A 23,577-nucleotide genomic window follows, 5' to 3' on the forward strand; every position below is an offset into this window, starting at 1 on the left:
GTGGCGCTGGTCAGTCGCGCTGGTCAGCCGCGCTCGAGGAACCGCGCCGCGCCGTGCTGGAGGAGATCGAATGCCTCGTCCAGGTAGGACTCGGCGGAGTCGGCGGGCCCGGCCCCACCCGGTCGGTGCCTGAGCACCGACGCCCCGGCGGCGAGGCTCAGGTCGACCATGACGCGGACCCGGAACCGGTTGAGTTGCGGTGCTCGGCGGCCGACCGCCTCGTAGAGCGGATCCAGGATGTTCTCGGCGATGCTGGTCCGGGCGTCCGGACCGAGCATGAGGCCGATCTGTTCCCCGGCCACCAGCAGGTTCTCGGCGGCGTCGATGTCGTCCGCCGAGCGCCCGTAGAGCTCGTGGAAGGTCGAGCGCAGGACATCCAGTGGCGACAGGTCCGCCGGCGCCTGCTCGACCTGCTCGACCCACTCGTCCACCTGCTCACGCAGGAAGTGCACGAGCGCGTCCTCGCGGTGCGGAAAATAGTTGTGGAACGTCCGCGTGGACACCCCGGCCCGGCCCGCGATGGCCGACACCGTGGCCCCCTCGGCGCCCTCGGACACCAGGAGTTCCACGGCGGCCACCGCGAGCCGGCTGCGGGTGTCGGCCTTCTTGCGCTCACGCAGGCTAGGCATCGACGCGGGCCTTCTCACCACCGTCGGCGGATGCCACAGCGGAGCTCTCCTGCTGCCCGGTCTCCAGGGCGGAGCCCTCCACGTCGACGGTGGGGAGGATCTTGTCCAACCACCGCGGCAGGCCCCAGGCGCGCTCGCCGAGGAGGAACATCACCGCGGGGATGATCGTCATGCGGACGATGAAGGCGTCGAACAGCACGGCGACCGCCAGGGCGAAGCCCATCACCTTGATGAACTGCTCGTCGATCAACATGAACGCGGCGAAGACGCTGATCATGATCAGGGCCGCCGCGGTGACCACGCGGGCGCCGTGCTTGAAGCCGTTGGCGACCGCGTTGTGGGCGGTCTTGCCGTGGACCCAGCCCTCGCGCATGCGCGAGACCAGGAAGACCTGGTAGTCCATGGCGAGCCCGAACACGATGCCGATGAGCATGATGGGCAGGAAGCTGATGACCGGCTGCGGATCGGAGATGATGCCCAGCCAACCCTCCTGCCAGATCGCGACGGTGATGCCGAAGGTCGCCGCCACCGAGAGACCGAAGCCCAGGGCGGCGATCAGCGGCACCCAGATCGACCGGAACACCAACATGAGCAGCATGAACGCGAGCGTGAGGACGATGCCGACATACGGCAGCAGCACCTCGGTCAGACGCTCGGAGATGTCCTCGTAGATCGGGGTGACGCCGGTGACGGAGTAGGTCCCCCCGGTCTCCTGCTCGAAGCCCTCGGCTCCGGACCGGATCTCCTCGAGGACGCTCGCGGCGCGCTCGTCGGTGGCACCGTACTCGGGGGTGATGAGCACCTGGGCGGCGTCACCGGCCTCGTTGGTTTCGATGATCTGCGCGTTCTCCACCCCGTCGAACGCCTGGATCTGATCCACCGCGGCGGCCCACGCCGCCGGACGCTCCTCCTCCGGCACCTGCAGGGTGTCGACGAGCGCGATCATCGGGGCGTTGCGGCCCGGGCCGAACGCTTCCTCCGTCATGTCGTACGCCATACGGTTCGGGGTGTCCGGGGCCATCGTGCCGTCGGACGGCATGGCCAGCCGCAGCTGCGCGGCCGGGATGGCCAGCAGGAGGAGCAGCAGGACACCGGCGCCCGCGAAGAGCACGGGACGGGCACGGATCCGGCGGACCCACGCCAGGCCCATCGTCGGCTTCTCGTCCTCCGGGTCGGGCGCCTTGACGCCCTTGATGCGGGCGGCGAAGAGCTTGGTGCCGACCGCGCCGAGGATGGCCGGCAGCAGCGTGATCGCGACCAGCACGGCGATCGCCACCGTCGCGGCGGCGGACAGCGCCATCGCGGTGAGGAACGGGATGTTGATGATCGACAGCGCCGCGAGGGCGATGAGCACGGTCAGTCCTGCGAAGACGACCGCGGATCCGGCCTTGCCGACCGCGAGCCCGGCGAGGTGTGCACGCTTGTGGGCGTCGATCGCCTTGAGTTTCTCCGCGAGTTCGGCGGGCTCGAGATCGTTGCCGCCGATGTGTTTGACCAGCTCGGTGCGGAAGCGCGACACGATGAACAGCGCGTAGTCGATACCCACGGCCAGGCCGATCATGGACGCCAGGGTCGGCGTCATGGTGTTGATCGTGTCGGTGAAGGCGGTGGCGGTGAAGATGCCGCCGATGCCGATCCCGACGCCGATGACGCCCGTGAGCAGCGGCATGCCGGCGGCGATGAGCGAACCGAAGGTGACCAGGAGGATCACGGCGGCGACCGCGATGCCGATGATCTCGCCGACGGCGCTGATCTCGGACATCTGGAAGGCGTTGCCGGAGTACGCGATCGTCAGGTCGCCCTCGTGCTCGGCGACGACCTCGGCGAAGGCCTCGCGGTCCTCGGCCTGCACGTCCATCGTGCTCTCGGCGTCGAACCGCACCTCGACCGTGCCGGTGCTCTCGTCCGGGCTGAGCGGGCTCAACGCGGCGATATCGGCCGCGATCTGCTCCTCGGTGATGCCCTGCTCGGCCTTGGCCGCGGTCAACTGCTCCGACAGCCCCTCGGCCGCGACCACCGGGCTGACCAGCGCGTCGGTCCCGGCGAGGAAGTCCAACTCGCGGAGATCGGCGAGGAAGGCGTCGACGTCCTCGGACACCGCCGGGTCGGTAAGAGTGCTGCCCTCGGGCGCCCCGATGACGACGGTCCCCGTCGGGGCGTCGAGCTGGCTGCCCGCGCCGGCGAACCTCTCCTGCATCTCCTCCTGGGTCTCGATCGACTCCAGTCCCGGGATCGAGAAGGTGGTGCTGGTCTGCTGGGTCAACGTGGCGGCGGCCGTGCCGACACCGACGATCAACAGCATCCAGGCTGCGATAAACCGCCATCTGAACAGATAGGCGGACCGCCCGATGCGGTAGAGGAATGACGCCATGCGCTGGCTCCTGGTGCGTAGGTGCGATTCGCGAACCCTCGAAGTCTTGCACGGTATCTGCACGATTGCACAACCCGTGCAATCTTTTGTGACACAGGACACCCCCGGGCGCCACGCGCGGCGGCAGAGCAGCTGCAACGGCATACCCCCCAGGGTGTCTTGCGCATACCCCTCGGGGTATGTATTGTCGTGGCACACCCCAAACAGGGAACCCGATCGACAAGGAGAGCAGCATGCTTCTCGAGCGCATCTACGACGAGGACCTCGCCCAGGCCGGCTACTTCATCGGCTGCCAGGCCAAGAACGAGGCGATGGTGGTGGACGCCCGCCGCGACGTCCGCGAGTACCTGGACCTGGCCGCGCGCCACGGCATGACGATCACAGGCGTCACCGAGACCCACATCCACGCCGACTACTTGTCCGGCACCCGCGAACTCGCGGAGGCCACCGGGGCGACCGTCTACGTCTCCGGTGAGGGCGGCGAGGACTGGCAGTACGGCTTCGAGGCCGAGCGGCTGCACCACGGTGACCAGATCAAGCTGGGCAACATCACCGTCGAGGCCGTGCACACGCCGGGCCACACCCCCGAGCACCTGTCGTTCCTCATCACCGACGGCGCATTCGCGGACGCCCCCGGGTACATGCTCACCGGCGACTTCGTCTTCTCCGGAGACCTCGGCCGACCGGATCTGCTCGACGAGGCCGCGGGCGGGGTCGACACCCGCTTCGAGGGCGCCAAGCAGATCTTCCGCAGCCTGAAGAACCAGTTCGTCACCCTGCCGGACCACGTCCAGGTCTTCCCCGGCCACGGTTCGGGCAGCGCCTGCGGCAAGGCCCTCGGCGCGCTGCCGTCGACCAGCGTCGGCTACGAGCGCCGCTTCGCATGGTGGGCCGGGTACGTCGAGCGTGACGACGAGCAGGGCTTCATCGACGAGATGCTCGACGGACAGCCGGACGCGCACGCCTACTTCGGCCGCATGAAGCGGCAGAACAAGGAGGGCCCGGCGGTGTTGGGTGCACTGGCCCCCTTGCGCGAGTTCGGCACCACCGAGCTGGCCGACGCCCTCGAGGCGAACGAGGTCGTCGTCGTCGACACCCGTGGCCAGGACGAGGTCCACGCCGGCACCGTCCCCGGGGCGCTCAACATCCCCGGCGTCGACAAGGCGGCGTCCTTCGGCGCCTGGGTCTACGACCCCGAGAAGGAGGACACGCCCCTGGTGGTCCTGGCCGAGGACGTCGAGATGGCCGAGGCGCTGCGCGATCACCTGCTGCGCGTCGGAATCGACACGGTCACCGGCTACACGACCAGCTTCGAGGGTCTGCCGATGATGACCCCCGAGATGATCGGGCCGGACGAGCTCGCCTCGTTCGACTCCGCGATGGTGCTGGACGTGCGCAACAAGACCGAGCACTCCGACGGCCACATCCCGGGCTCCGAGCAGCTCAGCGGCGGCCGGGCGCTGTGGAACCTCGACCGGCTCCCGACCGACGGACCGATCGTGACCTACTGCCAGAGCGGCGTCCGCAACTCGGTCGCGGCCAGCGCCCTGCGTCGCGCCGGTTACCGCGTGGTCGAGCTCGAGGGCAGCTACGCCGCCTGGTCCGAGCGCAACCTCGCGACCGTCTGACCCGTCGCGCCCACACCCGGGGGCCGGACACCCGTCCGGCCCCCGGGTCCGGTGGCGCCCGGCGCCACCACCCCGACACCCCCACACACCCCGAACAGTCGAAGGACATCGCTTCACCCATGCTTTCCACGCTGACGAACGCCCCGACCATCGCTCCCGCCGATCTGCGAGAGGCGATGGACTCGGACACCCCGCCCACCGTCATCGACGTGCGCTCCGGGGCCGAGTTCTCCTCGGTGCACATCCGCGGCTCATACAACGTGCCGCTGCCCCTGCTCGCCGAGCACGGTGAGGAGTTCGCCACCCGCCTGCCCGGCCAGGTCGTCCTCATCTGCCAGTCCGGAAACCGGGCCCGCCAGGCGAACGAGCGGCTCGAGTCCGTGGGCGTCGACCCCGACTCGGTGACCGTGCTCGACGGCGGCATCGCCGGCTACGAGGCCGCCGGCGGCGAGGTCATCCGCGGCAAGGGCGCCTGGGCGATGGACCGGCAGGTCCGCATGGTCGCCGGCTCGCTCGTCCTGGCCGGCGTCACCGCCTCCAAGGTCGTCTCCCCCAAGTTCGCCTACCTCGCCGGCGCCATCGGAGCCGGGCTGACCTACTCCGCGGCGAGCAACTCCTGCGCCATGGCCGCGGGCCTGTCGAAGATGCCGTGGAACCGTTCGGCCGACGAGCCGGGCCTCGGCGCCGTCCTGGACTCGCTGCCCACCCGCTCCTGACCGATCTCACCCCGGCGCCCCCGCCGGAGAAAGGCACCTGACATGGAGATCACCACGATCATCGTCGTGGCCCTGGCCGTCCTGGTCGGACTGTCCCTGGGCCTGCTCGGCGGGGGCGGTTCCATCCTCGTCGTCCCACTGCTCACGTACATCGGTGGGCTCGACCCCAAGGAGGCGATCGCGACCTCCCTGTTCGTCGTGGGCGCCACCTCACTGGTCAGCCTCTTCGGCCACGCCCGCAAGGGCAACGTCCAGTGGCGTACGGGACTGATCTTCGGCGCCGCCGGCATGGTGGGCGCGTTCCTCGGCGGACTGGCCGGCGGCTACATCCCCGGCACCGTCCTCATGGTCGCCTTCGCGATCATGATGATCGCCACCGCCGGCGCCATGATCAAGGGACGCAAGGACCGCGACGGGCAGAGCAACGATCACCACCACCCGCTGTGGCGGATCCTGCTCGACGGCCTCGTCGTGGGCGCCGCGACCGGTCTGGTCGGAGCGGGTGGCGGCTTCCTCGTCGTCCCGGCCCTCGTCCTCCTGGCGGGCCTGCCGATGACCGCCGCCGTGGGCACCTCGCTGCTGGTGATCGCCATGAAGTCCTTCGCCGGGCTCGGTGGCTACCTCACCTCGGTGTCCCTGGACTGGCCGCTCGTCGCCGCGGTCACCGCCGCCGCCATCGCCGGCTCCTTCGTCGGTATCCGCCTCACCTCCGTGGTCCCCGAGAAGGCGCTGCGCAAGGGCTTCGGGTTCTTCGTCCTGATCATGGGCGCCTTCGTCCTGTCCCAGGAGCTACCCTTCCCCGCCGCGCCGATCATCGGTGGCATCGTCGTGGTCCTGGCAGCCGCCGCCGCGGTCTGCGCGTTCGGGTTCAGGGAACGCTGCCCTCTCCGGTCCCCGCAACCGGCCGCCGCCAGCGTGGCCTGACACCGGCCCGGCCCCGCGCCGGAAGACGATCCTCCCCGACCGCACGGCCCCCGGCCGTGCGGTCGCGGTCGTTGCCCGTGCCGGCGCGGCGGTCGGCCGTGCGGTCGCGGTCGTTGGCTGTGCCGGCGCGGCGGTCGGCCGAGGCGCCGGTTGCCCTCCCACCGCGCCTCGCGCACGATGCGCGGCATGGATTCCACACTGCTCTGGGACGGTTGGGAACCGATCGTCCACTCCGTCGTCATGGTCGTCTGCGGCTTCGTCGCCCTCGTCCTGATGCTCCGCGTGTCCGGCCCCCGCACGATGGCCAAGATGACCCCCCTCGACTTCATCGTCGCCGTCACCATCGGGTCGGCGTTCGGCCGCACCCTCACCGCCACCTCGGTCCCCCTGGCCCAGACGGTCCTCGTCCTGGGGCTCCTCGTGGGGCTCCAGTGGCTCTTCGCCGCCGCCCGCGCCAGGTCGTCACGGGTGCGTACCCTTCTCGACCACCCGCCTGTCCTCCTCTACTACCAGGGCCAGATGCAGCACCGGGCGCTCCGACGTCACAAGCTGCTCGAGGAGGACGTCCACACCGCCGCGCGCCAGTCCGGGAAGGGTTCACTCGCGAATGTCGCGGCCGTGATCCTCCAGCAGGACGGCAGCCTGGGCGCGATCGGCGACGCGGATCTCGGTGACGCCTCCAGCTTGCTCCCCTACACCGGTCGGCCTGACAAGCGACATACAGACACATAAGAGAAATCTGTCAAACCGGTAGCGTGATGTCCATCACATGGCTAACGTTTGGCCCCCGGATACCCGAGGGGGCACAGATGGATCAGTTCAACCGGCGGAGATTCCTCGCCAGGGCATCGATGTTCGGGGCGTTCGTCAGCGCCGGAATCGCCCTACCCGGGGTGGTACCCCCGTCATCGGGCCTGGTCGGCACGGCGAACGCGCAGACCGGGAGCAACGCCTTCGACGCGGTCGAGGCGTTCTCCCTCGACACCATGCGCGGACTGTGCGTCATGGTCATGCCCGGCCCGGACGAGTGGTCACGGCAGCAGGGCACGCCGCGGACGGATCCCGGCCCCATCGAGGTCGGCGGCGGCGAGTTCATGAAGGACCTGTTCGACAACTACCTCGGTATGGGCGACCAGCTCGCCCGGCCACTGGCGCTGGGGATCGCCCAGGCACTGTCCGACCTGGGGATCCAGACCGGCCCCTTCCTCGGGCTGAGCGAACCCGACGGGCGGCGCATCGACCAGGTCCTCGGCTACGCCTACAGCGATCGGGTGCTCCCCCTCTCCCTCCCCGTGGCGCTCCTGCTCAACACCGGCGCGCTACTCGCCGCCCCGCCGGCGATCGCCGGTCCGCTGGGGTCGCCGTTCTCGCGGCTGTCGATCGGCGACAAGCTGCGGGTCCTGGAGGGGATCGAGGGGGCCGTTCCGCAGCTGGTCTCGATCATCGACGGCGCGCTCCCGGTCCCGCTGCGCGGCACCGCGTCCGGGTTCCTGAAGTTCGCCGGCGGCATCCTCCTCGAGGGCACGGCCTTCGGCGTGTACTCCGAACAGCACAACTACAACCCCGTGACCAGAACCGTCGAGCCACGGCCGGTCCCGTGGGACCTCACCGGATACCGGCCGAACGGCCTGGTCGACGGTCACGACGAGTTCATCGGTTACTACCAGAATCGGACGGAGGTGCCGGCGGATGCGTGATGTCATCGTCATCGGCGCGGGAGGAGGCGGCCCGGTGGTCGCCGCGGAACTGGCGGGGCGCGGCCTGGACGTGCTCGTCCTGGAGGGCGGTCCACGCCACGCCGACCCGTCCACCGAGTGGTCGCACGCGGAGAACGACGCCAACAACCCCAACAACGGGTTCCTGCGTTTCGGCCCGGAGGACCGGTCCAAGCCGGCGTGGTTCCGGGAGTGGACCACCAACATGTTCGTCTGGCAGCTGTCCGGCGTCGGCGGGACCACCCAGCACTACTACGGCAACAGCCCGCGCCCCATGCCCGGCGTCTTCCGCGGCTACACGGGAGCGGACGCCGCGGAGTACGACACCGGTCACCTCTTCCCGTTCACCTACGACGAGCTCGTCCCGTACCTCGAATGGGTCGAGGCGACGCTGCCCATCGAGACCGCCGCGATGGGGACCAAGGAGGCGCTGACCTTCCGGGGCTGCGAGAACTACGGCCTCCCCCTCCAGACCTCCAGGAACATCACCCGCAACGCCTACCGGCCGCAGCAGAACGCGATCCTCCAGCCCGGAGGCACCGCGGGCCGGACGGACGACTCCAACCTGCTGACCTTCCCGCAGGCCACCGGCTGCACCTTCTGCGGCCACTGCTTCCAGGGGTGCTACATGCCCCGGCAGGCCCCGCGGAACCAGTTCGCCAAACGCTCGACCGACAACAGTTACGTCCCGCTCGGCCTGTCCGCCGACGCCGTCCGCCCCGGTGGTCGGGCCTTCGAGCTGCTCGCCAACAGCTTCGTCCAGTCGATCCGCCACGAGCAGGAGGGTGCACACACGGTCGCCCGGGGCGTGACGTGGCGCGACAACGCCACCGGGGAGATCTTCTCCGAGGACGCCCGGGTGGTGGTGCTCGCCGGTGGCGCCACCGAGAGTCCCCGACTGTGGTTCAACAGCGGACTCCCCAATCCCAACGACTGGGTGGGACGGGGGCACACCGACCACTTCTTCGACTGGGTGGTGGGCAGCTTCGACGAGTACACGGGGAACTCCAAGGGCGCCAATTCCTCGGCGCGGATGGACTTCCCCGGACGCGGCGGGATCGAGAACGTCGGACTGGGTCCGGCGATCCAGGCCTTCTCCCTCTCGCTGTCCGATTCGGGCGCCCGCGGGTACTACGACAACGGCCGCGGGTTCACCGGCCCCTGGGACGGACCGGCGGGTCGCCTGGTGGGCAACGAGCTCAAGGACCTGATGATGGGCGGGATCGACAACCTGCTCAACTTCCTCGTGATCACCGACGACCACGTGGAGGCGGGCAACCGCGTCACCCCGTCCCTGTTCCCCGCCGACGAGAACGGCGCGCCCGCCAAGATCGACGTCTCGCTGCGCCGACGCACGCCACGGACCCTCGAGAACCGGGAGTTCATGGTCCGACGCGCTGCCGAGATCATGCGCGCGGCCGGGGCGAAGAAGGTCTACCGGATGGACTGGGCGCCCCTGCTGCTGCACGTGCACTCGTCGATGCGGATGGGTGAGTCCGACCAGAACTCGGTGCTCGACTCCAACGCGGAGGCCCGGTGGGTCAAGCGGCTGTTCATCGCCGACAACTCGGCGCTGGCCAACTCGCTCGGCGGACCCAACCCCACGCTGACGACCCAGGCGCTCGCGACCCGCACCGCGGAGAAGATCTTCCAGATGTACTTCGACGGGGACCCGTGGGTTGCCGGGGAGGCGCCGGTCGTGAGCACCGACCCCCGCATCTCGGCCCGGATGCAGGAGCTCGGGCTGTAGGGCGGGCCTCGATCGCCGTACCGGCCGGTGGAAGCCGTGATAATTTCTGCTTATCTACCGTCGAGGTGAGCGAAAGGCTTCCATGTGCACTCGAGCCCTCTGGTCTCCGTCCCCTGACACCGTCCTGACCGGGCGGACCATGGACTACGAGGTCGATCTGGCGACGAACCTGTGGGCGTTCCCGCGAGGGATGCAGCGGGACGGCTGCGTGGACGACTCCCTGACGTGGACCTCGAGGTACGGCAGTGTCGTGGCCGCCGCGTACGACCAGGCCAGTGCGGACGGACTCAACGAGGCCGGACTGGCCGGTCACCTCCTCTGGCTGGCGGAGTCCGACTACGGCGAGCGCGACCCCGAGCGTCCCGCGCTCAGTGCGGCGGTGTGGGTGCAGTACATGCTGGACAACTTCGCCACCGTGGCGGAGGCCGTGGACTGGATGCGCAGCTCCCGGGTCCAGGTCAGGACGTCGGGCGATCCGGGCACGGGGCGGGCCGTCACAGTCCATCTCGCGTTGGATGACAGCACCGGGGACTCGGCGATCGTGGAGTACATCGACGGCGAGCCCCACATCTGGCACGACCGCGCGTACACCGTGATGACCAACTCCCCGCCCTTCGCCGAGCAACTCGAGCGACTCCGCGAGATCAGGGGCTTCGGGGGCGAGCGGCCGCTGCCCGGCGGTTCGGACGCCGACGAGCGTTTCGCGCGCACCGCCTACTACCTCGACCGCCTCCCCGGCCCGGACGACCGGACCCTGGCCGTGGCCGAGATGCTCAGCGTGATCCGCAACGCCTCGCAGCCGTTCCGTGTGGCGGATCCGGATCAGCCGAACGCCTCCACCACCCTGTGGCGTACCGTCGCCGACCATTCCGAGGGGGTGTACGTCTACGAGAGCACCCGCCGACCCAACATCGTGTGGGTACGGCTGGACCATCTCGATCTGAGCGAGGGCGCGCCGGCCCGCCGTCTCGACCTGGTGGCGGACACCGGGCTGGAGGGCGGGTTGACCGGGGAGGTCAGCGGGCGGTTCGAGGCCCATGAGCCGATGGAATTCCTGCACGCGACCTGATCGCCTGCATCGGGCCGGTCGGGGCCGAGGGCCGGCCAGCTCTGTCGGTATCTAAAAGACGCTGATCCCCAGCCGGCGCCGGACCCTCAGGTCCGCGATGTTCAGGGCGTAGTACGCCCGGAGTGGTCGCGGGAAGACCTTCTCCAGCACCGAGGTGAGCGCGAGCACCATCCGTCGGCGGCGCAGGTCGCCGGGGGTGATCTCCCAGTGCATCTCGTCGCGGATGCGCCGGGGCACCGCGAACTTGGTCATGGACAGGTTCCACGGTCCGACCGTCTTGTGGGCCAGGGTGCCGAGCTGCTTCATCCGGACCTCGAGCACCCGGAAGTCGGCGAGCTTCTGCAGGTACTCGCGGACGGTGTCGTCGATCTCCACCGCCTCGATTCCGTCGGCGAAGCGCTTCTCGTACTCGGCCCAGGTGGCCGGCCATCGCGCCTCGGGGACGTTGAGCGTCGTCCCCAGGGGTCGCGCCATCTCGATGATGCGGTCCAGCTCGGCCCCGGTGAGCGGGCCGTGCATCATCTGCCACTGGTCGGTGTAGTACCGCACCAGACACAGCGCCACCCAGAGTTGGGACCCGGCGTCATTGGCGTTGTAGCGCACGGGGCTCGACGCAGTGGAGGTCACCTGGGCGTGGATCCGGTGGACGGCCTCGTGGAAGAACCGGCGGTCGGAGTCGGAGCCGAGGGTGGCCACGGCGAGGTACTGGGCCGTGGTGCGTGCCCGCTTGATCGGGCGGAGGTCGCCGCGACCGCGATCCACCCTGCTCTCGACGACCCCGTGTCCCACGGCCGGGTTGGCCAACTGCATGACCACGTTGGCGACCGGGAGCCAGAAGGCCAGGTGGGTCGAGATGTCGGGCAGGTGCCGGATCGGACGGCCCCGGCCTGTCGCGATGTCGGTCCGCGTGCCTGCGGTCATTCGCGCCCGCTCGCTTGATCACATATATCTTACATGGCTCCCCTTCGCTCGTCAGCCCCCACTCGCCGCGCCCGGAAACATGCAAGGATAGGGTCACCTAACTAACCCAGGTCGAAGGAGAATGACGTGACTCGCCCCCAGACCCGCCCTCCGCTCACCCTCACGGTGCTGCGTACGGAGCCGGTGACCGCGCACCTCGTGCGGGTCGTCCTCGGCGGGGACGGCTTCGACTCGTTCGCCACCCGCGCCGAGACGGACAGCTACGTCAAGCTCGAACTGCCCCACGCCGGGGAGACGGTCGTGCGCACGTACACCGTCCGACGGGTCGACGCGGACGCTCGCGAGATCTGGATCGACTTCGTCGTCCACGGCGACGAGGGTGTCGCCGGTCCGTGGGCCCGGTCCGTCGCACCCGGCGCCCGGGTCGCGGTGCGCGGCCCCGGCGGCGGGTACCGGCCGGACCCGGAGGCGGATTTCCACCTGCTGGTCGGTGACGAGACCGCGGTGCCGGCGATCGCGGCGGCGCTGGAGTCGCTACCGGAGGACGCCACGGGCGCGGTGTTCCTCGAGGTGTCCGACGACGACGACGAGATCCCGATCACCACGCCGGCGGGCGTGGAGATCACCTGGGTGCACCGCGGAACCTCCTCGGCGGACGCCGGCCCCGGAGTGATCGACGGCGAGGCACCGCTGATCGACGCGGTCCGGGGCATGCCGTGGCCGGACGGGGACGTGCAGGCGTTCGTCCACGGCGAGGCCGAGACGGTGATGAAGCACCTGCGCCCCTATCTGCGCACCGAGCGCGGCATCCCCGCCGCGCGGGCGTCGATCTCGGGATACTGGCGGCGTGGGCGCTCGGAGGAGGGCTTCCGCACCTGGAAGCGGCAGCTGGCGGAATCGGAGGAGGCGCCGCAGCAGCCCGTGAGGTGAGTCCGGGCTCACCATGCCCGGGCGACCCGGTAACCTCATGTGCCAGCACCGTTCGCATCCGGCCCCTCGCGTGAACACCGTGAGGCCCAGAAGGCACAGACAAGGGCATGGCATATGGCATTCTCACGCGCGAAGCTCATCACCGGACTGGTCGCCACCTCGGCACTCGTCCTCGCAGGTTGCTCGAGCGGTGGTGAGGACGACGCCGCCGGTGGTGGCGGCGAGTCCTACCGCATCGGCATCAACCAGCTCGTCCAGCACCCGGCCCTCGACTCCGCCACGGCCGGCTTCAAGGAGGCCTTCTCCGAGGCCGGCGTCGAGGTCGAGTTCGACGAGCAGAACGCCAACGGCGAGCAGGGCACCGCACTGACCATCGCCCAGCAGTTCGCGGCCGACGACCTGGACCTGGCCCTGGCCGTGGCCACCCCGGCCGCCCAGGCGATGGCGCAGAACATCACCGACGTGCCGCTGCTGTTCACCGCGGTGACCGACCCGGTCTCGGCGGAACTGGTGGACTCGATGGAGGAGCCGGGCGCCAACGTCACGGGCACCTCGGACGCCGCCCCGATCGACAAGCAGCTCGAGCTGCTCAAGGAGATCGTCCCGGACGCCGAGCGCATCGGCATCGTCTACGCCTCCGGCGAGGTCAACTCGCAGGTCCAGGTGGATCAGGCCCGTGAGGCCGCGGGCCCGCTGGGCCTGGAGATCGAGACCCAGACCGTCACCACGGTCAACGAGATCCAGCAGGCCGTCGAGGCCCTCGGTGACGTCGACGCGATCTACGTCCCCACGGACAACATGGTCGTCTCGGGCATCGCCTCGCTGGTCCAGGTCGCCGAGAGCAAGCAGATCCCGGTGATCGCCGCAGAGTCGGGCACGGTCGAGGGCGGCGCCGTCGCCACCCTCGGCATCGACTACACCGAGCTGGGCCGCCAGACCGGCGAGATGGCCCTGCGCATCCTTCGCGACGGCGAGGACCCGGCCACCATGCCCGTGGAGACCGCCACCGAGTTCACCTACGTGGTCAACGAGGACGCCGCCGAGCGTCAGGGCGTGACGATCCCCGAGGACATCCTCGCCGAGGCTGAGAAGAAGTGATCGGGACCGTCGAGGTAGGCCTCATCTACGGGGTCATGGCGCTGGGGGTCTACCTGACCTTCCGCGTGCTCAACTTCCCCGACCTCACCGTCGACGGCAGTTTCACCACGGGCGCCGCGACGGCGGCCATGGGCATTCTCGCCGGCTGGAATCCGGTGCTCGCGACCCTCGCGGGTTTCGGCACCGGGTTCCTCGCCGGCACGGTCACGGGATTGCTGCACACCAAGGGCAAGATCGACGGCCTCCTCGCCGGTATCCTCACCATGATCGCGCTGTGGTCCGTCAACCTGCGGATCATGGACGGCGCGAACATCCCGCTGCTGCGCAGCGACACCGTGTTCACGCCCCTGAAGGACGCCGACCTGCTGGGCGAGTGGCCCGGGGTGGCCATCCTCGCGGTCGTGGTCCTGCTGCTCGGGTTGGTCGTCCTGTGGTTCCTCACCACCGACCTCGGTCTGTCCATCCGTGCCACGGGTGACAACGGCCCCATGATCTCCTCGTTCGGCGTCTCGACCGACTTCACCAAGACCCTCACACTGGCCCTGTCGAACGGGTTCGTGGGCATGTGCGGCGCGCTCATCGCCCAGTACCGCGGTTTCGCCGACATCTCGATGGGCATCGGCCTCATCCTCGTCGGCCTGGCCTCGGTGATCATCGGGCAGGCCATCCTCGGCCAGCGCAAGCTGCTGCTCGCGGTGCTCGCCGTGATCCTGGGCGCCCTGCTCTACCAGCTCATCATCTTCGCCGCCCTCCGCGTCGGCCTGGATCCCAACGACATGAAGGCCGTCACGGCCATCCTCGTCGTGGTCGCGCTGCTGCTGCCCCGCTGGAAGGGCGCGGGCGGACGCCTCGGACGCAAACCCACCACCCCGGTCGCCGCCAATGAACGTGCGGCGGCGGGAACCGGGACCGCCGTCGGCGCGGGGCCCGAGTCCGCCGGCGCCGCCGCGACCGGCACCAAGGAGGCATGACGATGCTGACCGTCACCGGAGTGTCCAAGACGTTCTTCCCCGGCACCGTCAACGAACGCCGGGCGCTGCACGACCTCAGTCTCACGCTCGCCGAGGGCGACTTCGTCACGGTGATCGGTTCCAACGGCGCCGGCAAGTCGACACTGCTCAACGCCGTCTCCGGGCGGTTGCTCGCCGACAGCGGGAACATCGAGATCGACGGCACCAACGTCAACCGCCTGCCGCAGCACCGGCGCGCCAAGTACGTCGGCCGCGTCTTCCAGGACCCGCTCGCCGGGACCGCGCCCAATCTCACGATCGAGGAGAACCTGTCGCTCGCGTTGTTGCGCGGTCGCCGGCGGGGCCTCGGCCCGGGCCTGAGCAAGAAGCGCCGCGGCCGGTTCGCCGAGCAGCTCTCCATGCTGGAGCTCGGCCTCGAGGACCGGCTCACCGCCAAGGTCGGCCTGCTCTCGGGCGGACAGCGGCAGGCGCTGTCCCTGCTCATGGCCGGGTTCACCCAGCCGCGCATCATGCTGCTCGACGAGCACACGGCGGCGCTCGACCCGCAGCGTGCGGAGTTGGTCACCACGATCACCGAGCGCATCGTCCGCGAGGGCGGTCTGACCACTCTCATGGTCACGCACAACATGGAGCAAGCCATCCGCCTGGGCAACCGGCTCATCATGATGCACGAGGGCCGGATCGTCTACGAGGCCGACGCCGCGACCAAGTCCGCGCTCACCGTGCAGGACCTGCTGCGCGAGTTCACCAACATCAAGGGCGCGACCCTGTCGGACCAGGCCTTCCTCGGCTGACCCGCCCCGCGCCGCCGGGCGGGCCCCGCGCCGGCGGCGGCCCGACCAGGCCCCGCTGGCCGCCACCCCGACCGGGCCCCGCCGCCGACCGCCCGACCGCCCGTCGAGCAGAGGAATTCGCACACCCGCTTCTCGGGCGATACGCGCGAGATCCTCTTCTCGGCGCGCGTGGTGCTGTGGGCAGGGGTGCGACTCAGCGATCGACGGCGCCAGCGGCCTCCCAGCCGTCGCCCCGGCGACGCACCAACCCCATCTGCTCGAACTTCTCGAACCAGCCGGGGGCCGGCCAGTCACCCCAACGCTCGGCGTAGTGGGCGCCGTTGCGCAACAGGTCGGCGAGGTGGTCGACCGGCGGATCGGTGACCGGGTGCCACCGGTGGTAGGCATGGGCGCCGGCCACGAGCAGCACCGGCACGCGCCGGTACAGCACCCTGCGACCGAAGTCGGTGTCCTCGGCGCCGTAACCGGTGAAGGCCTCGTCGAACCCGCCGAAGTCCGCGCGTAGGCGCGCCCACAGCGCCGGGCGCAGAGCGAACGACAGGGACCAGAACATCCCGAACTCGTCCGGCTCCAGCGCGCGGGTGCCCCGGGCCGGGAACGGGCGTGCCGGGTGCGGGTCGGTGAAGGCCGGCAACTCGGCGGGGTCGGGGGCACCGGCGGACTCGGGCAGGTAGGTGACCGGGCCCAGGCCCACGGCGCCGTCGGGCAGTTCGGAGTAGTACCACGCCAGGTCGGGGCCCGGCATGCAGTCGACATCGAGGAAGACGATCAGCTTCGCGCCCAGCTCGGCCGCTCTGTCTCCGCCGAGATTGCGGCTCCGGGCGACGGGCAGGGCGGGGCCGGCCTCCAGCTCCACGACCTCGACACCGTCAGCGGCGAGTTCCTCGGCAAGGTCGGCACTGCCCGGCCGCTCGGGCAGGACCACGACGTGTCGGGCGCCGGGCAGGTGCTGGGCCATCGCCCGACGTTGTGAGCGGAGGTGCTCGGCGCGACCGGGCGTGCAGACCGTCACCACCGCGATCGACGCTGCGGCGGTCACAGCGCGGCCTCCGCCGCGTGACGGGCCCCCCGGCCCGCCGCGTGACGGGCCCCGTGACGGGCCCCCTGGCCCTCCGGCTCGTGACCCGCGGCGACCGCGGTGAGCACGCCGGCCAGGCGTGCGGCCGCACCGTCGACCTGCCACGCCTCCCGCAGGCCCGACCCGGCACCCGGGGTCGAGCGGGCGCGCTCGAGCGTGCGACGGATCGAGTCGACCAGCTGCTCGACCGGGTCGTCGCGGCCCACGACCTCCGCCAGCCCCAGCGTCCGGAGGGTGTCGGCGGTGGCGTCCTGCTCGGCGAAGGGGCGTTCCTCGGGAGTCACGACGAGGTGGGCGTCGGCGGCGGCGAGGTCGGCTATCGAGCTCTGCCCGGCGGCGGTGATCACCACGTCGGCCCGGCACAACTCCTCCCACGGGTCGGCCACCCAGCGTCCGCCCGGCCCACCGAGCGAGATCCACTCGACGTCGCCGAGTAGCCCGGGAACGGCGTCCCAGCGGGCGTCGTGGCCGGCGCCACCGGAGCCCCGCAGATGCAGGATCCTCGGTCGACCACCGCCCCGGGCGCCCGGGTCGGGAGCGCGGTCGGCGAAGCGCGAGACCCCGCCGACGGGCACCAGCGGGCGGTCCGCCCCGGCGGGGACCGGCGCACCGGCGGCGCGCGGCCACCCGGCGACCAGGGCCGAACACACCCCGTGCGCGAGGACGTGCGGGGCGTCGTCGCGGCGCCCCGGCAGCACGGTGGTGACCACGGGAGTCCCGGTCAGCCGAGCGGCCAGGGTCACCTCGACGGAGATGTCACTCCAGAACACGTCCGGCGCGTTCCGGTCGATCCACCCGGCGATCATCGCCATGCGCTGACGGAGCCCGGTCTGCCCCAGCGGCACCCAGTGCAGCCTGCCCCCGGCGGTCGGGTCGGTCACTGGCCCGGCCTCGTCGTAGTCCAGTGGAAGCGGGAGGACCCGGATCCGCCCGGGGTCGGGATTGGCGTCGTCGCGGATGCGGGCGGAGGTGAGGACGGTGACCTCGTCGTCCAGGTCGGCGGCGACCGAGAGCGCCCGCTGCACGTGACCGTTGCCCTGGTGGTGGGCGTAGATCCCGATCACGACGCGGCGCCCACCAGCAGCCCGCGCAGGCGGGCTTCGAGCAGGTCGATGCGGGCGTCGTGGGAGAACGCGGCGGCGGCCGCGCGGGCGGTCGCGGCGCGGTCCAGCGTCAACGCGGCGGGGATGCCGGCCGCGAGGGCGGACGCGGGGTCACGGCCCGGTTCGACCAGCACCACGCCGGGTTGGCCGCTGAGGATCTCCCGGATGCCGCCACGCGCCAGGGCCACGACCGGGGTACCGCAGGCCAGCGCCTCGACGGCGGTGAGCCCGAACGGCTCCTCCCAGCACGGGGTCACCAGTGCGACCGCGGCCGAGGCGACGAGCGGGACGAGCGCGTCCCGACCGAGCGGACCGTGGTAGCGCACGCTGTCGCCGGCGTCGCGCAACCGGGGCGCGAGCACCCTCTCCATGTACCGGTCGTCGCCGACCCGGCCGGCCAGGTCGAGCCGGAGCCCGGTGCGCCGGGCCGCCTCGACCGCCAGGTGCGGGCCCTTCTCCGGAACGATCCGGCCGGTCCACACGGCGCGGGGACGGTCGGTGGGCCGGAGGCCGACCCGGGAGGTGCGCCCGGCGACCGGTCGGGCCGCAGCGGCGGTAGCGGCGGTACCGGCGGTACCGGCGGTACCGGCGGCGGCGGGCCGGAAGGCGGAACGGGCGGCAGTCCGCCCGCCGGCGCCTGCCCGGGGGCGCCAGATCTGCAGGTCGACCCCGTTGGGCAGCACCTCGGCACCGTGGGGCACCCGCCAGGACCCCAGGACGGAGTGACTCACGGCGAGCACCCTGCCGGTCGCCGACCCCAGCCGGTCGAACGCCTCCTGCATGGGCGCCAGCTGCGGGCAGTGCAGGGTCGTGATCATGGGCGTGGCCATCTCGGCCGCGCGGACGAGCGGGACGTGCGACAGGCTGTGGTTGAGCACCACGTCGAACCCGGACACCGCCACGTGGTCCATGAGTCGCTCGAACTCCGCGGCGTCGGCCTCGTACCCGCCGGGCGGGTAGTAGCTGTCGCCGCGTCCGGTGGCGGCGGCCAGGGTGGTGAACTCGTGGCGCCGGTCGTGCCCCTCGCTGCCGGCGGCGGCGTAGAGCGTGACGCGGTGTCCTCGTGCGCGCAGGGCCCGCACCTCCTTGGCCACCACGACCTCGAGCCCACCGGCGTACGGCTCCCGGATGGGGAACCGCGACGGGCCGATCACTGCGATGTCGAGTAGATCTTCGTTGCGGGCGTCCACGGGCCCCCTCTCGTCTCGTCGCCCCCGGCGGGTGCGGAGGATGTCGGAACCTCTGATAGTGGCCCCCCGGGGGGCCCTCCGCCACCGCTGGCCACCCCCGGCACTCACCAGCCGCCGAGCACCCTCTCGAGCCGCACCCCCGCGCCGTCGTCGTCGATGCCCCGGACGCCGGCGTGCGACGCCGTGACCGCGGTCGGCTCGGGTGGCTGCTCGCCCCAGTGGAGTTCGCGTGCGAGCGCCCGCGAGCTGCGGACCTCCGCGAGGCTGTAGCCCTCGTCGTCGTCCAGGGTCACGCTCCCCACGGGTGGGCACAGCGCGCGCAGGCGCCGCGGGTCGAGCGCCCCCAGCGCGCAGGGACGGAGGATGTCGACGAGGACGGGGGGACGACGACGAGGGCCCGCGCCCGGCGTCCCGGGCCGCCACCACCGACCGCGCGTCCCGAGGGTCACCCGGGGGTCGTCGGCGAAGAGTCGGGCGATCACGGCGGCGTCGGGTGTGGCGGGGTCGACGGTCACGGCCACGTCGGCCCAGGCGAGCAGGGAGAGGCAGGTCGCGGCGGTGGAGCCGGTCCCGGCGAACTCGGGGCTGCCGGCGTGGACGTGGACCGCGACCGACGGCAGGGCGAAGATCCCGGCGGCCGGCCGGGTGAGCGGTGAGGCGATGAGGCCGGCCAGGAGGGCGGACTCGGCGTTCTTCTGGGCGAGTTTCCGGGCGAGCCGGTCCGACTCGTCGCGGTGACCGTCCGCCTGACCGCCGTCGGTGTGGTCGGCGTCGGCGCGGCCGGCCCAGTCGGGGCCGTCGTGCCAGGCCACCGCGTCGGGCAGGTAGCGCAGGCGGCCGCCGGCCTGTTCGCACCGCCACGCCAGGTCCCAGTCCTCGCCGCCGTAGCCGACGATGTCCGGGTCGAACCCGCCGGCGAGGTCGTAGAGGCGGCGGTGCAGGCCGCACGCCGCGGACAACACCCCCCGCCACAGGTCCTCGCCGCGGGTGAGGTCCGCCGTGTCCGCGTAGAACGCCGCAGGCCAGGCGGGGTCGGGGAGGATCTCGTCCGGTTCGAAAGTCGGCTCGGCCCCGGTCCGGGTGACGGCGAACCGGCCGTACCGCCGGCGGCCCACTGCGAGCAGGTCCGGGTGGCCGTCCAGCGCAGCGCACATCGTCGCCACGAAGTCGGGCCCCGGGACGGTGTCGCCGTCGAGGAACAGCAGGAGGTCGCCCTCGCCCGCGCAGGCGCCGAGGTGGCGCGCTGCCGAGGCACGGAAGCCGCGATCGTCCTGGCGCACGACAGTGACCTCGGGCGGGACCACCGGCGCGGTGCGAGAGCCGTCGTCGGCGACGATGACGCGCACGGTCCGTCGGGGGTCGCTCTGGTGGCGCAGCGCCGTGAGGATCCGGTCGAGCATCGGCTGGTCCTCGTAGAACGGGATCACCACGTCGACACTGTTTGAGGTGTCACTGTTCGGGACGTCACTGTTCGGGGTGCCTGTCATGCGAGCCATCCCTCCCACGCCCGGCGGTACGCCCGGCCGAGGTCGGCCATCCCCGACGGCGCCGCCTCGCGACGGGTGGGGGACGGGTCGTCGAGGAGTCGTCGCAGGTCGCCGACGAGATCCGCCCCGTCGGTGATCAGCAGGGACCCGGGATGGCGGCGCTCCATCTCGCGGGTGTAGTCCGAGTCGTAGACCAGGGGGCGTCGCCCGGCCGCGGCCCACGTGTTGAGTGACCCCGACGCCGACACGTTCCGGAACAGGGCGACGGGCACGGTGACCTCGCCGAGGACGCGGGAGAGGTCGTCGTCGTCGACCCGACCCGTCACCTCCGCGCCGCCACCAGCGGCCCGGACGGTCTCCAGCGCGGCGTGGACATAGTCGTCGTGCCCCTCGGCGGACGTCCCCAACAGCCGTAGTGACACGGCCTCGTCACCGGCGTCGGCGAGCGCGGCGACGGCGTCGGCCACCACATCGACGGCCTTGCCCGGGTGCAGGAATCCGAACACGCCCACCGACCGGGCGTCGGGGGTCAGGTCGGCGGGCGGCGCCAGGTCGGGGACGGGCAGCGGGATGACGGCGTCGACGGCGATGTCGGCCGCCGCGCAGAGGTGGCGCTCGTGCTCGGAGCTCACCACGACGAGCCCCGCCGCGCCCGCGATGCGCTGGTAGGCCCGCGTGCGCCGCCGACACCGCTCGGCGCCCTCCGCAGGCTGGGGGACGTCGTGCAGGGTGACCCCGATGCGGCGGCGGCGCGCCAGATCCTCCACGGTCATCGCGGCGTCGTCAGCGGTGGCACCGAAGAGGGAATCGGTGACGTGCAGGTGGACCGACACACCGGGTCGGGCGTCGAGTACCTCGCGTACCCCGGCGACGTCGGCGACCTCGAGCACTCCCGTCCCGGCCGCGCGGGCGCACTCCACCGCGAACCGGGTCACCCCGTGTTCGGGCGGCCCCAGGGCGAGTGTGAGCGGGGCGATCGTCAGCGGCGCGTGCTGCTCGCCGGCCCCCGCACCGCTCACCTCAGCCCCAGCATCTCGATGCGGGCGGCGTGCCGACGCAGGCCTTCCTCCACCACTCCGGGCGTGGCCGCGTACCAGTCGAGGTGGGCGTCGATGATCTCGCGGCTGGGCACCGGGACTCCGTCGACCAGCCACTCGCCCGAGCGGGCGCCCCCGGCGACATCACCGGCCTCCACGCCGAGCGCCCGTGCGACGGTCGACTCCACCGGCGCGCGCGTGCCGCCGAGGGGCTCGCGGTCGCCGATGCGGGGCGGGTCGGTGAGCAGGCCCGCGGGCAGGCGCTCGATGATGCGGTCGAACACCGTGGCCAGCGTGTGCCGGTCGGGGTGGTTGATGGTGTGCCAGCACGGGACCCCCTCGAGGAGGTCCGAGGCGACCAGCGTGCCGTGGGCCTGCTCGCGCACGCGCAGCGCCTCCACCGACTCGGCGGCCGCGGCCCGCGCCTGCTCCGGGGTCGGAGCGGCGTCGAGAACGCTCCGGTCACCGGTCGCGGCGGCGACGATCGCCCGCAGGTCGTGGTACGGCGCGATCGGCGGGACCAGGGAGCGGTCGTGGGGTGGGCGGACCAGCACCTGGTATGGATGCAGTCCGGCGTACCGCAGGACGGGGGTCAGCACGACCGTGGCCGAGGCCGGCAAGCGCGCGGCGAGCTGGCGGTGTCCGAGCGGGAGGTCGCGGTAGTCGTCGCGAACGGGTTGGACGATCAGCACGTCCGTGCGGGCGAGGTCCGCCTCCAGGCCGGGCAGGTCGTCGGCCGTCATCTCGTACACCGGCCGCACGTCCACCACCCGGACCTCCGCGGAGGTCCGGAGCAGGTCGCGGTAGACGTCCGCCTGGCAGTTGCCGATCACCATGACGGTCGGGAGGTCGGGGGTGCTCACCGGGCCGAGCGTATGCAGGGGCCCAGGTGGCGGCAACCGGCGGGCGTGGCACGGTGGCGGGGTGAACACTGGCTCCTCCCCGGTCCCGCCGCCGCTGTCGTCGGCGTCTTCGCGCCCGTCAACGCCGCCGCCCACGCCGCGGGTCCGGGTGCGCTCCGTGCCGGCCGGGCACGACTACGTCCGCCACGCCATCTCGCCCGCGGCCGACGTCTCGGTGCTCGCGGACCCCGTGTTGGATCCGGCCGAGCCCGCCCGCTGGTGGCCGCACCCGGCGCTCGAGGCCGCCGACCGTCCCGAGGTCCTCGACGGGGCCGACCTCGTGCATGTGCACTTCGGCTACGAGCACCGCTCCCCCGGGCAGATCGGGGAGTTCGTGGCGGCGTTGCGGTCGCGGGGCCTGCCGCTGGTGGTCACCGTGCACGACCTGACCAACCCGCACGAGCCCGACCCTGCCGCCCATCTCGAGCGCACCGGCCACCTCGTGCGGGGCGCCGCCGCGGTGATCACGCTGACCCGCGGCGCTGCCGAGGAGATCCGCGAACGGTGGGGCGCTCGCGCGCAGGTCCTCCCGCATCCCCGGCTCATGGCCGCGGAGGTCACCGAGCCGTACCGGCTCGCGCGGCTCGATCGCTCCGGAGGCAAGCGCATGGTCGGTGTGGTGCTGGGCTCGCTGCGCGCGGGAGTCGCCGGCGAGGAACTCCTGGCCCCGCTGGTCACCGCGCTGCCCGAGGGTGCCCACCTGACGGTGATGGTCCGCGCGGACGCCCTGGCCGCCGCGCGCGATCCGGAGTATCCCCGCCACGCGGCCGCGACCGAGCTCGACCGGCTCGCCGCCCATCCGGACGTCGAGGTCCGTGCCCACGACCACCTCGCCGACGACGACCTGTGCGCGGCCCTGGCCGGAATCGACGCGCTCGTCCTGCCCCACCGCCACGGCACCCACTCCGGCTGGCTGGAGCTGTGCCGCGACCTGGGGCTGCCGCCGGTCATCCCGCGGATCGGGTACCTGGCCGAGCAATGGGACCCCGGCGCGCTCGGGTCCGGCGCGGCTGGATCGGGCACGGTCGGATCGGGCGCGGCAGGTTCAGGCCCGGTCGGATCCGGCCCGGCCGTCTACGACCCGGCCCACCCCACCGCCGACGACCTGCGCCGCGCGCTGGTGGCTGCCCTCGACGGCCCGCCGGTCCCGGCCCGCGCGCCCGCGTCCGAGGACGCCGCGGTCGCCGATGCCCACGCCCGGATCTACCGAAGAGCGCTCTCCGCTGCGGCCGAGAGGTAGAGCAGCGGGGCGGACCCGGTCGGA

Annotated in this window: 21 protein-coding genes; 12 read left to right on the forward strand and 9 right to left on the reverse strand. The window is 71.8% G+C overall.

Going from position 1 to position 23,577, the window contains the following annotated elements; genetic code table 11:
• Nucleotides 1-23 precede the first annotated feature (23 nt).
• Nucleotides 24-629, reverse strand: coding sequence for a TetR/AcrR family transcriptional regulator (locus tag NR111_RS05265; RefSeq protein WP_256820153.1), 606 nt, complete (start codon nucleotides 627-629; stop codon nucleotides 24-26).
• Nucleotides 622-3,000, reverse strand: a complete 2,379-nt coding sequence (locus NR111_RS05270) for an MMPL family transporter (protein WP_256820154.1) — start codon at nucleotides 2,998-3,000, stop codon at nucleotides 622-624. The genes NR111_RS05265 and NR111_RS05270 overlap by 8 nt, the downstream gene beginning before the upstream one ends.
• Before the next feature lie 233 nt (nucleotides 3,001-3,233).
• On the opposite strand from NR111_RS05270, the gene NR111_RS05275 reads away from it, so the two are divergent.
• From NR111_RS05275 to NR111_RS05305, 7 genes are all read left to right on the forward strand, one after another.
• Nucleotides 3,234-4,628, forward strand: a complete 1,395-nt coding sequence (locus NR111_RS05275; RefSeq protein ID WP_256820155.1) for a rhodanese-like domain-containing protein — start codon at nucleotides 3,234-3,236, stop codon at nucleotides 4,626-4,628.
• Nucleotides 4,629-4,747: 119 nt separating this feature from the next.
• Nucleotides 4,748-5,344, forward strand: coding sequence for a rhodanese-like domain-containing protein (locus tag NR111_RS05280; protein ID WP_256820156.1), 597 nt, complete (start codon nucleotides 4,748-4,750; stop codon nucleotides 5,342-5,344).
• Nucleotides 5,345-5,386: 42 nt separating this feature from the next.
• Nucleotides 5,387-6,268 carry a sulfite exporter TauE/SafE family protein gene (locus NR111_RS05285; protein WP_256820157.1) on the forward strand — a complete coding sequence of 294 codons (882 nt, stop codon included), beginning with the start codon at nucleotides 5,387-5,389 and terminating at the stop codon, nucleotides 6,266-6,268.
• Nucleotides 6,269-6,454: 186 nt separating this feature from the next.
• A complete protein-coding gene (locus NR111_RS05290) occupies nucleotides 6,455-7,000 on the forward strand; it encodes a DUF421 domain-containing protein (RefSeq protein WP_256820158.1) in 546 nt (181 codons plus the stop codon).
• A gap of 77 nt (nucleotides 7,001-7,077) precedes the next feature.
• Nucleotides 7,078-7,965 (forward strand): hypothetical protein, encoded by an 888-nt coding sequence (locus NR111_RS05295; RefSeq protein ID WP_256820159.1) that lies wholly within the window; start codon nucleotides 7,078-7,080, stop codon nucleotides 7,963-7,965.
• Nucleotides 7,958-9,733, forward strand: a complete 1,776-nt coding sequence (locus NR111_RS05300) for a GMC oxidoreductase (RefSeq protein ID WP_256820160.1) — start codon at nucleotides 7,958-7,960, stop codon at nucleotides 9,731-9,733. Before NR111_RS05295 ends, NR111_RS05300 begins: the two co-directional genes overlap by 8 nt.
• Nucleotides 9,734-9,815: 82 nt before the next feature.
• Complete coding sequence (locus tag NR111_RS05305; RefSeq protein ID WP_256820161.1) at nucleotides 9,816-10,802, forward strand: linear amide C-N hydrolase; 987 nt, start codon at nucleotides 9,816-9,818, stop codon at nucleotides 10,800-10,802.
• A gap of 51 nt (nucleotides 10,803-10,853) precedes the next feature.
• Here the strand turns inward: NR111_RS05305 and NR111_RS05310 are convergent, their stop codons facing one another.
• Entirely contained in the window at nucleotides 10,854-11,723 is an 870-nt protein-coding gene (locus NR111_RS05310) for an oxygenase MpaB family protein (protein WP_256820162.1), read from the reverse strand.
• Between the two features lie 126 nt (nucleotides 11,724-11,849).
• On the opposite strand from NR111_RS05310, the gene NR111_RS05315 reads away from it, so the two are divergent.
• The 4 genes from NR111_RS05315 (at nucleotide 11,850) to NR111_RS05330 (ending at nucleotide 15,516) form a co-directional block, all read left to right on the forward strand.
• Nucleotides 11,850-12,653, forward strand: a complete 804-nt coding sequence (locus NR111_RS05315) for a siderophore-interacting protein (protein ID WP_256820163.1) — start codon at nucleotides 11,850-11,852, stop codon at nucleotides 12,651-12,653.
• Between the two features lie 114 nt (nucleotides 12,654-12,767).
• On the forward strand, nucleotides 12,768-13,751 hold the full coding sequence (locus NR111_RS05320; protein WP_256820164.1) for an ABC transporter substrate-binding protein: 984 nt from the start codon (nucleotides 12,768-12,770) through the stop codon (nucleotides 13,749-13,751).
• Nucleotides 13,748-14,722 carry an ABC transporter permease gene (locus NR111_RS05325; protein ID WP_256820165.1) on the forward strand — a complete coding sequence of 325 codons (975 nt, stop codon included), beginning with the start codon at nucleotides 13,748-13,750 and terminating at the stop codon, nucleotides 14,720-14,722. The genes NR111_RS05320 and NR111_RS05325 overlap by 4 nt, the downstream gene beginning before the upstream one ends.
• A 2-nt stretch (nucleotides 14,723-14,724) precedes the next feature.
• Entirely contained in the window at nucleotides 14,725-15,516 is a 792-nt protein-coding gene (locus NR111_RS05330) for an ABC transporter ATP-binding protein (protein WP_067712961.1), read from the forward strand.
• Between the two features lie 193 nt (nucleotides 15,517-15,709).
• Here the strand turns inward: NR111_RS05330 and NR111_RS05335 are convergent, their stop codons facing one another.
• The 6 genes from NR111_RS05335 to NR111_RS05360 form a co-directional block, all read right to left on the reverse strand.
• The gene (locus NR111_RS05335) at nucleotides 15,710-16,555 is read right to left on the reverse strand and encodes a galactosyltransferase-related protein (RefSeq protein ID WP_256820166.1); all 846 of its coding nucleotides are present in this window, start codon (nucleotides 16,553-16,555) and stop codon (nucleotides 15,710-15,712) included.
• Entirely contained in the window at nucleotides 16,552-17,658 is a 1,107-nt protein-coding gene (locus NR111_RS05340) for a glycosyltransferase (RefSeq protein ID WP_256820167.1), read from the reverse strand. The genes NR111_RS05335 and NR111_RS05340 overlap by 4 nt, the downstream gene beginning before the upstream one ends.
• Entirely contained in the window at nucleotides 17,655-18,887 is a 1,233-nt protein-coding gene (locus tag NR111_RS05345; RefSeq protein ID WP_206474008.1) for a glycosyltransferase, read from the reverse strand. The genes NR111_RS05340 and NR111_RS05345 overlap by 4 nt, the downstream gene beginning before the upstream one ends.
• 104 nt (nucleotides 18,888-18,991) lie before the next feature.
• The gene (locus NR111_RS05350; RefSeq protein WP_256820168.1) at nucleotides 18,992-20,374 is read right to left on the reverse strand and encodes a glycosyltransferase family 2 protein; all 1,383 of its coding nucleotides are present in this window, start codon (nucleotides 20,372-20,374) and stop codon (nucleotides 18,992-18,994) included.
• Nucleotides 20,371-21,393 (reverse strand): hypothetical protein, encoded by a 1,023-nt coding sequence (locus tag NR111_RS05355; RefSeq protein ID WP_256820169.1) that lies wholly within the window; start codon nucleotides 21,391-21,393, stop codon nucleotides 20,371-20,373. The genes NR111_RS05350 and NR111_RS05355 overlap by 4 nt, the downstream gene beginning before the upstream one ends.
• The gene (locus NR111_RS05360; RefSeq protein WP_256820170.1) at nucleotides 21,390-22,274 is read right to left on the reverse strand and encodes a WcbI family polysaccharide biosynthesis putative acetyltransferase; all 885 of its coding nucleotides are present in this window, start codon (nucleotides 22,272-22,274) and stop codon (nucleotides 21,390-21,392) included. Before NR111_RS05360 ends, NR111_RS05355 begins: the two co-directional genes overlap by 4 nt.
• A 61-nt stretch (nucleotides 22,275-22,335) precedes the next feature.
• On the opposite strand from NR111_RS05360, the gene NR111_RS05365 reads away from it, so the two are divergent.
• On the forward strand, nucleotides 22,336-23,553 hold the full coding sequence (locus NR111_RS05365; protein ID WP_256820171.1) for a glycosyltransferase: 1,218 nt from the start codon (nucleotides 22,336-22,338) through the stop codon (nucleotides 23,551-23,553).
• Nucleotides 23,554-23,577 lie beyond the last annotated feature (24 nt).

The sequence above is a fragment of the Dietzia sp. Die43 genome (assembly GCF_024519835.1).
In the GTDB taxonomy this organism is placed as follows: Bacteria; Actinomycetota; Actinomycetes; order Mycobacteriales; family Mycobacteriaceae; genus Dietzia; species Dietzia kunjamensis.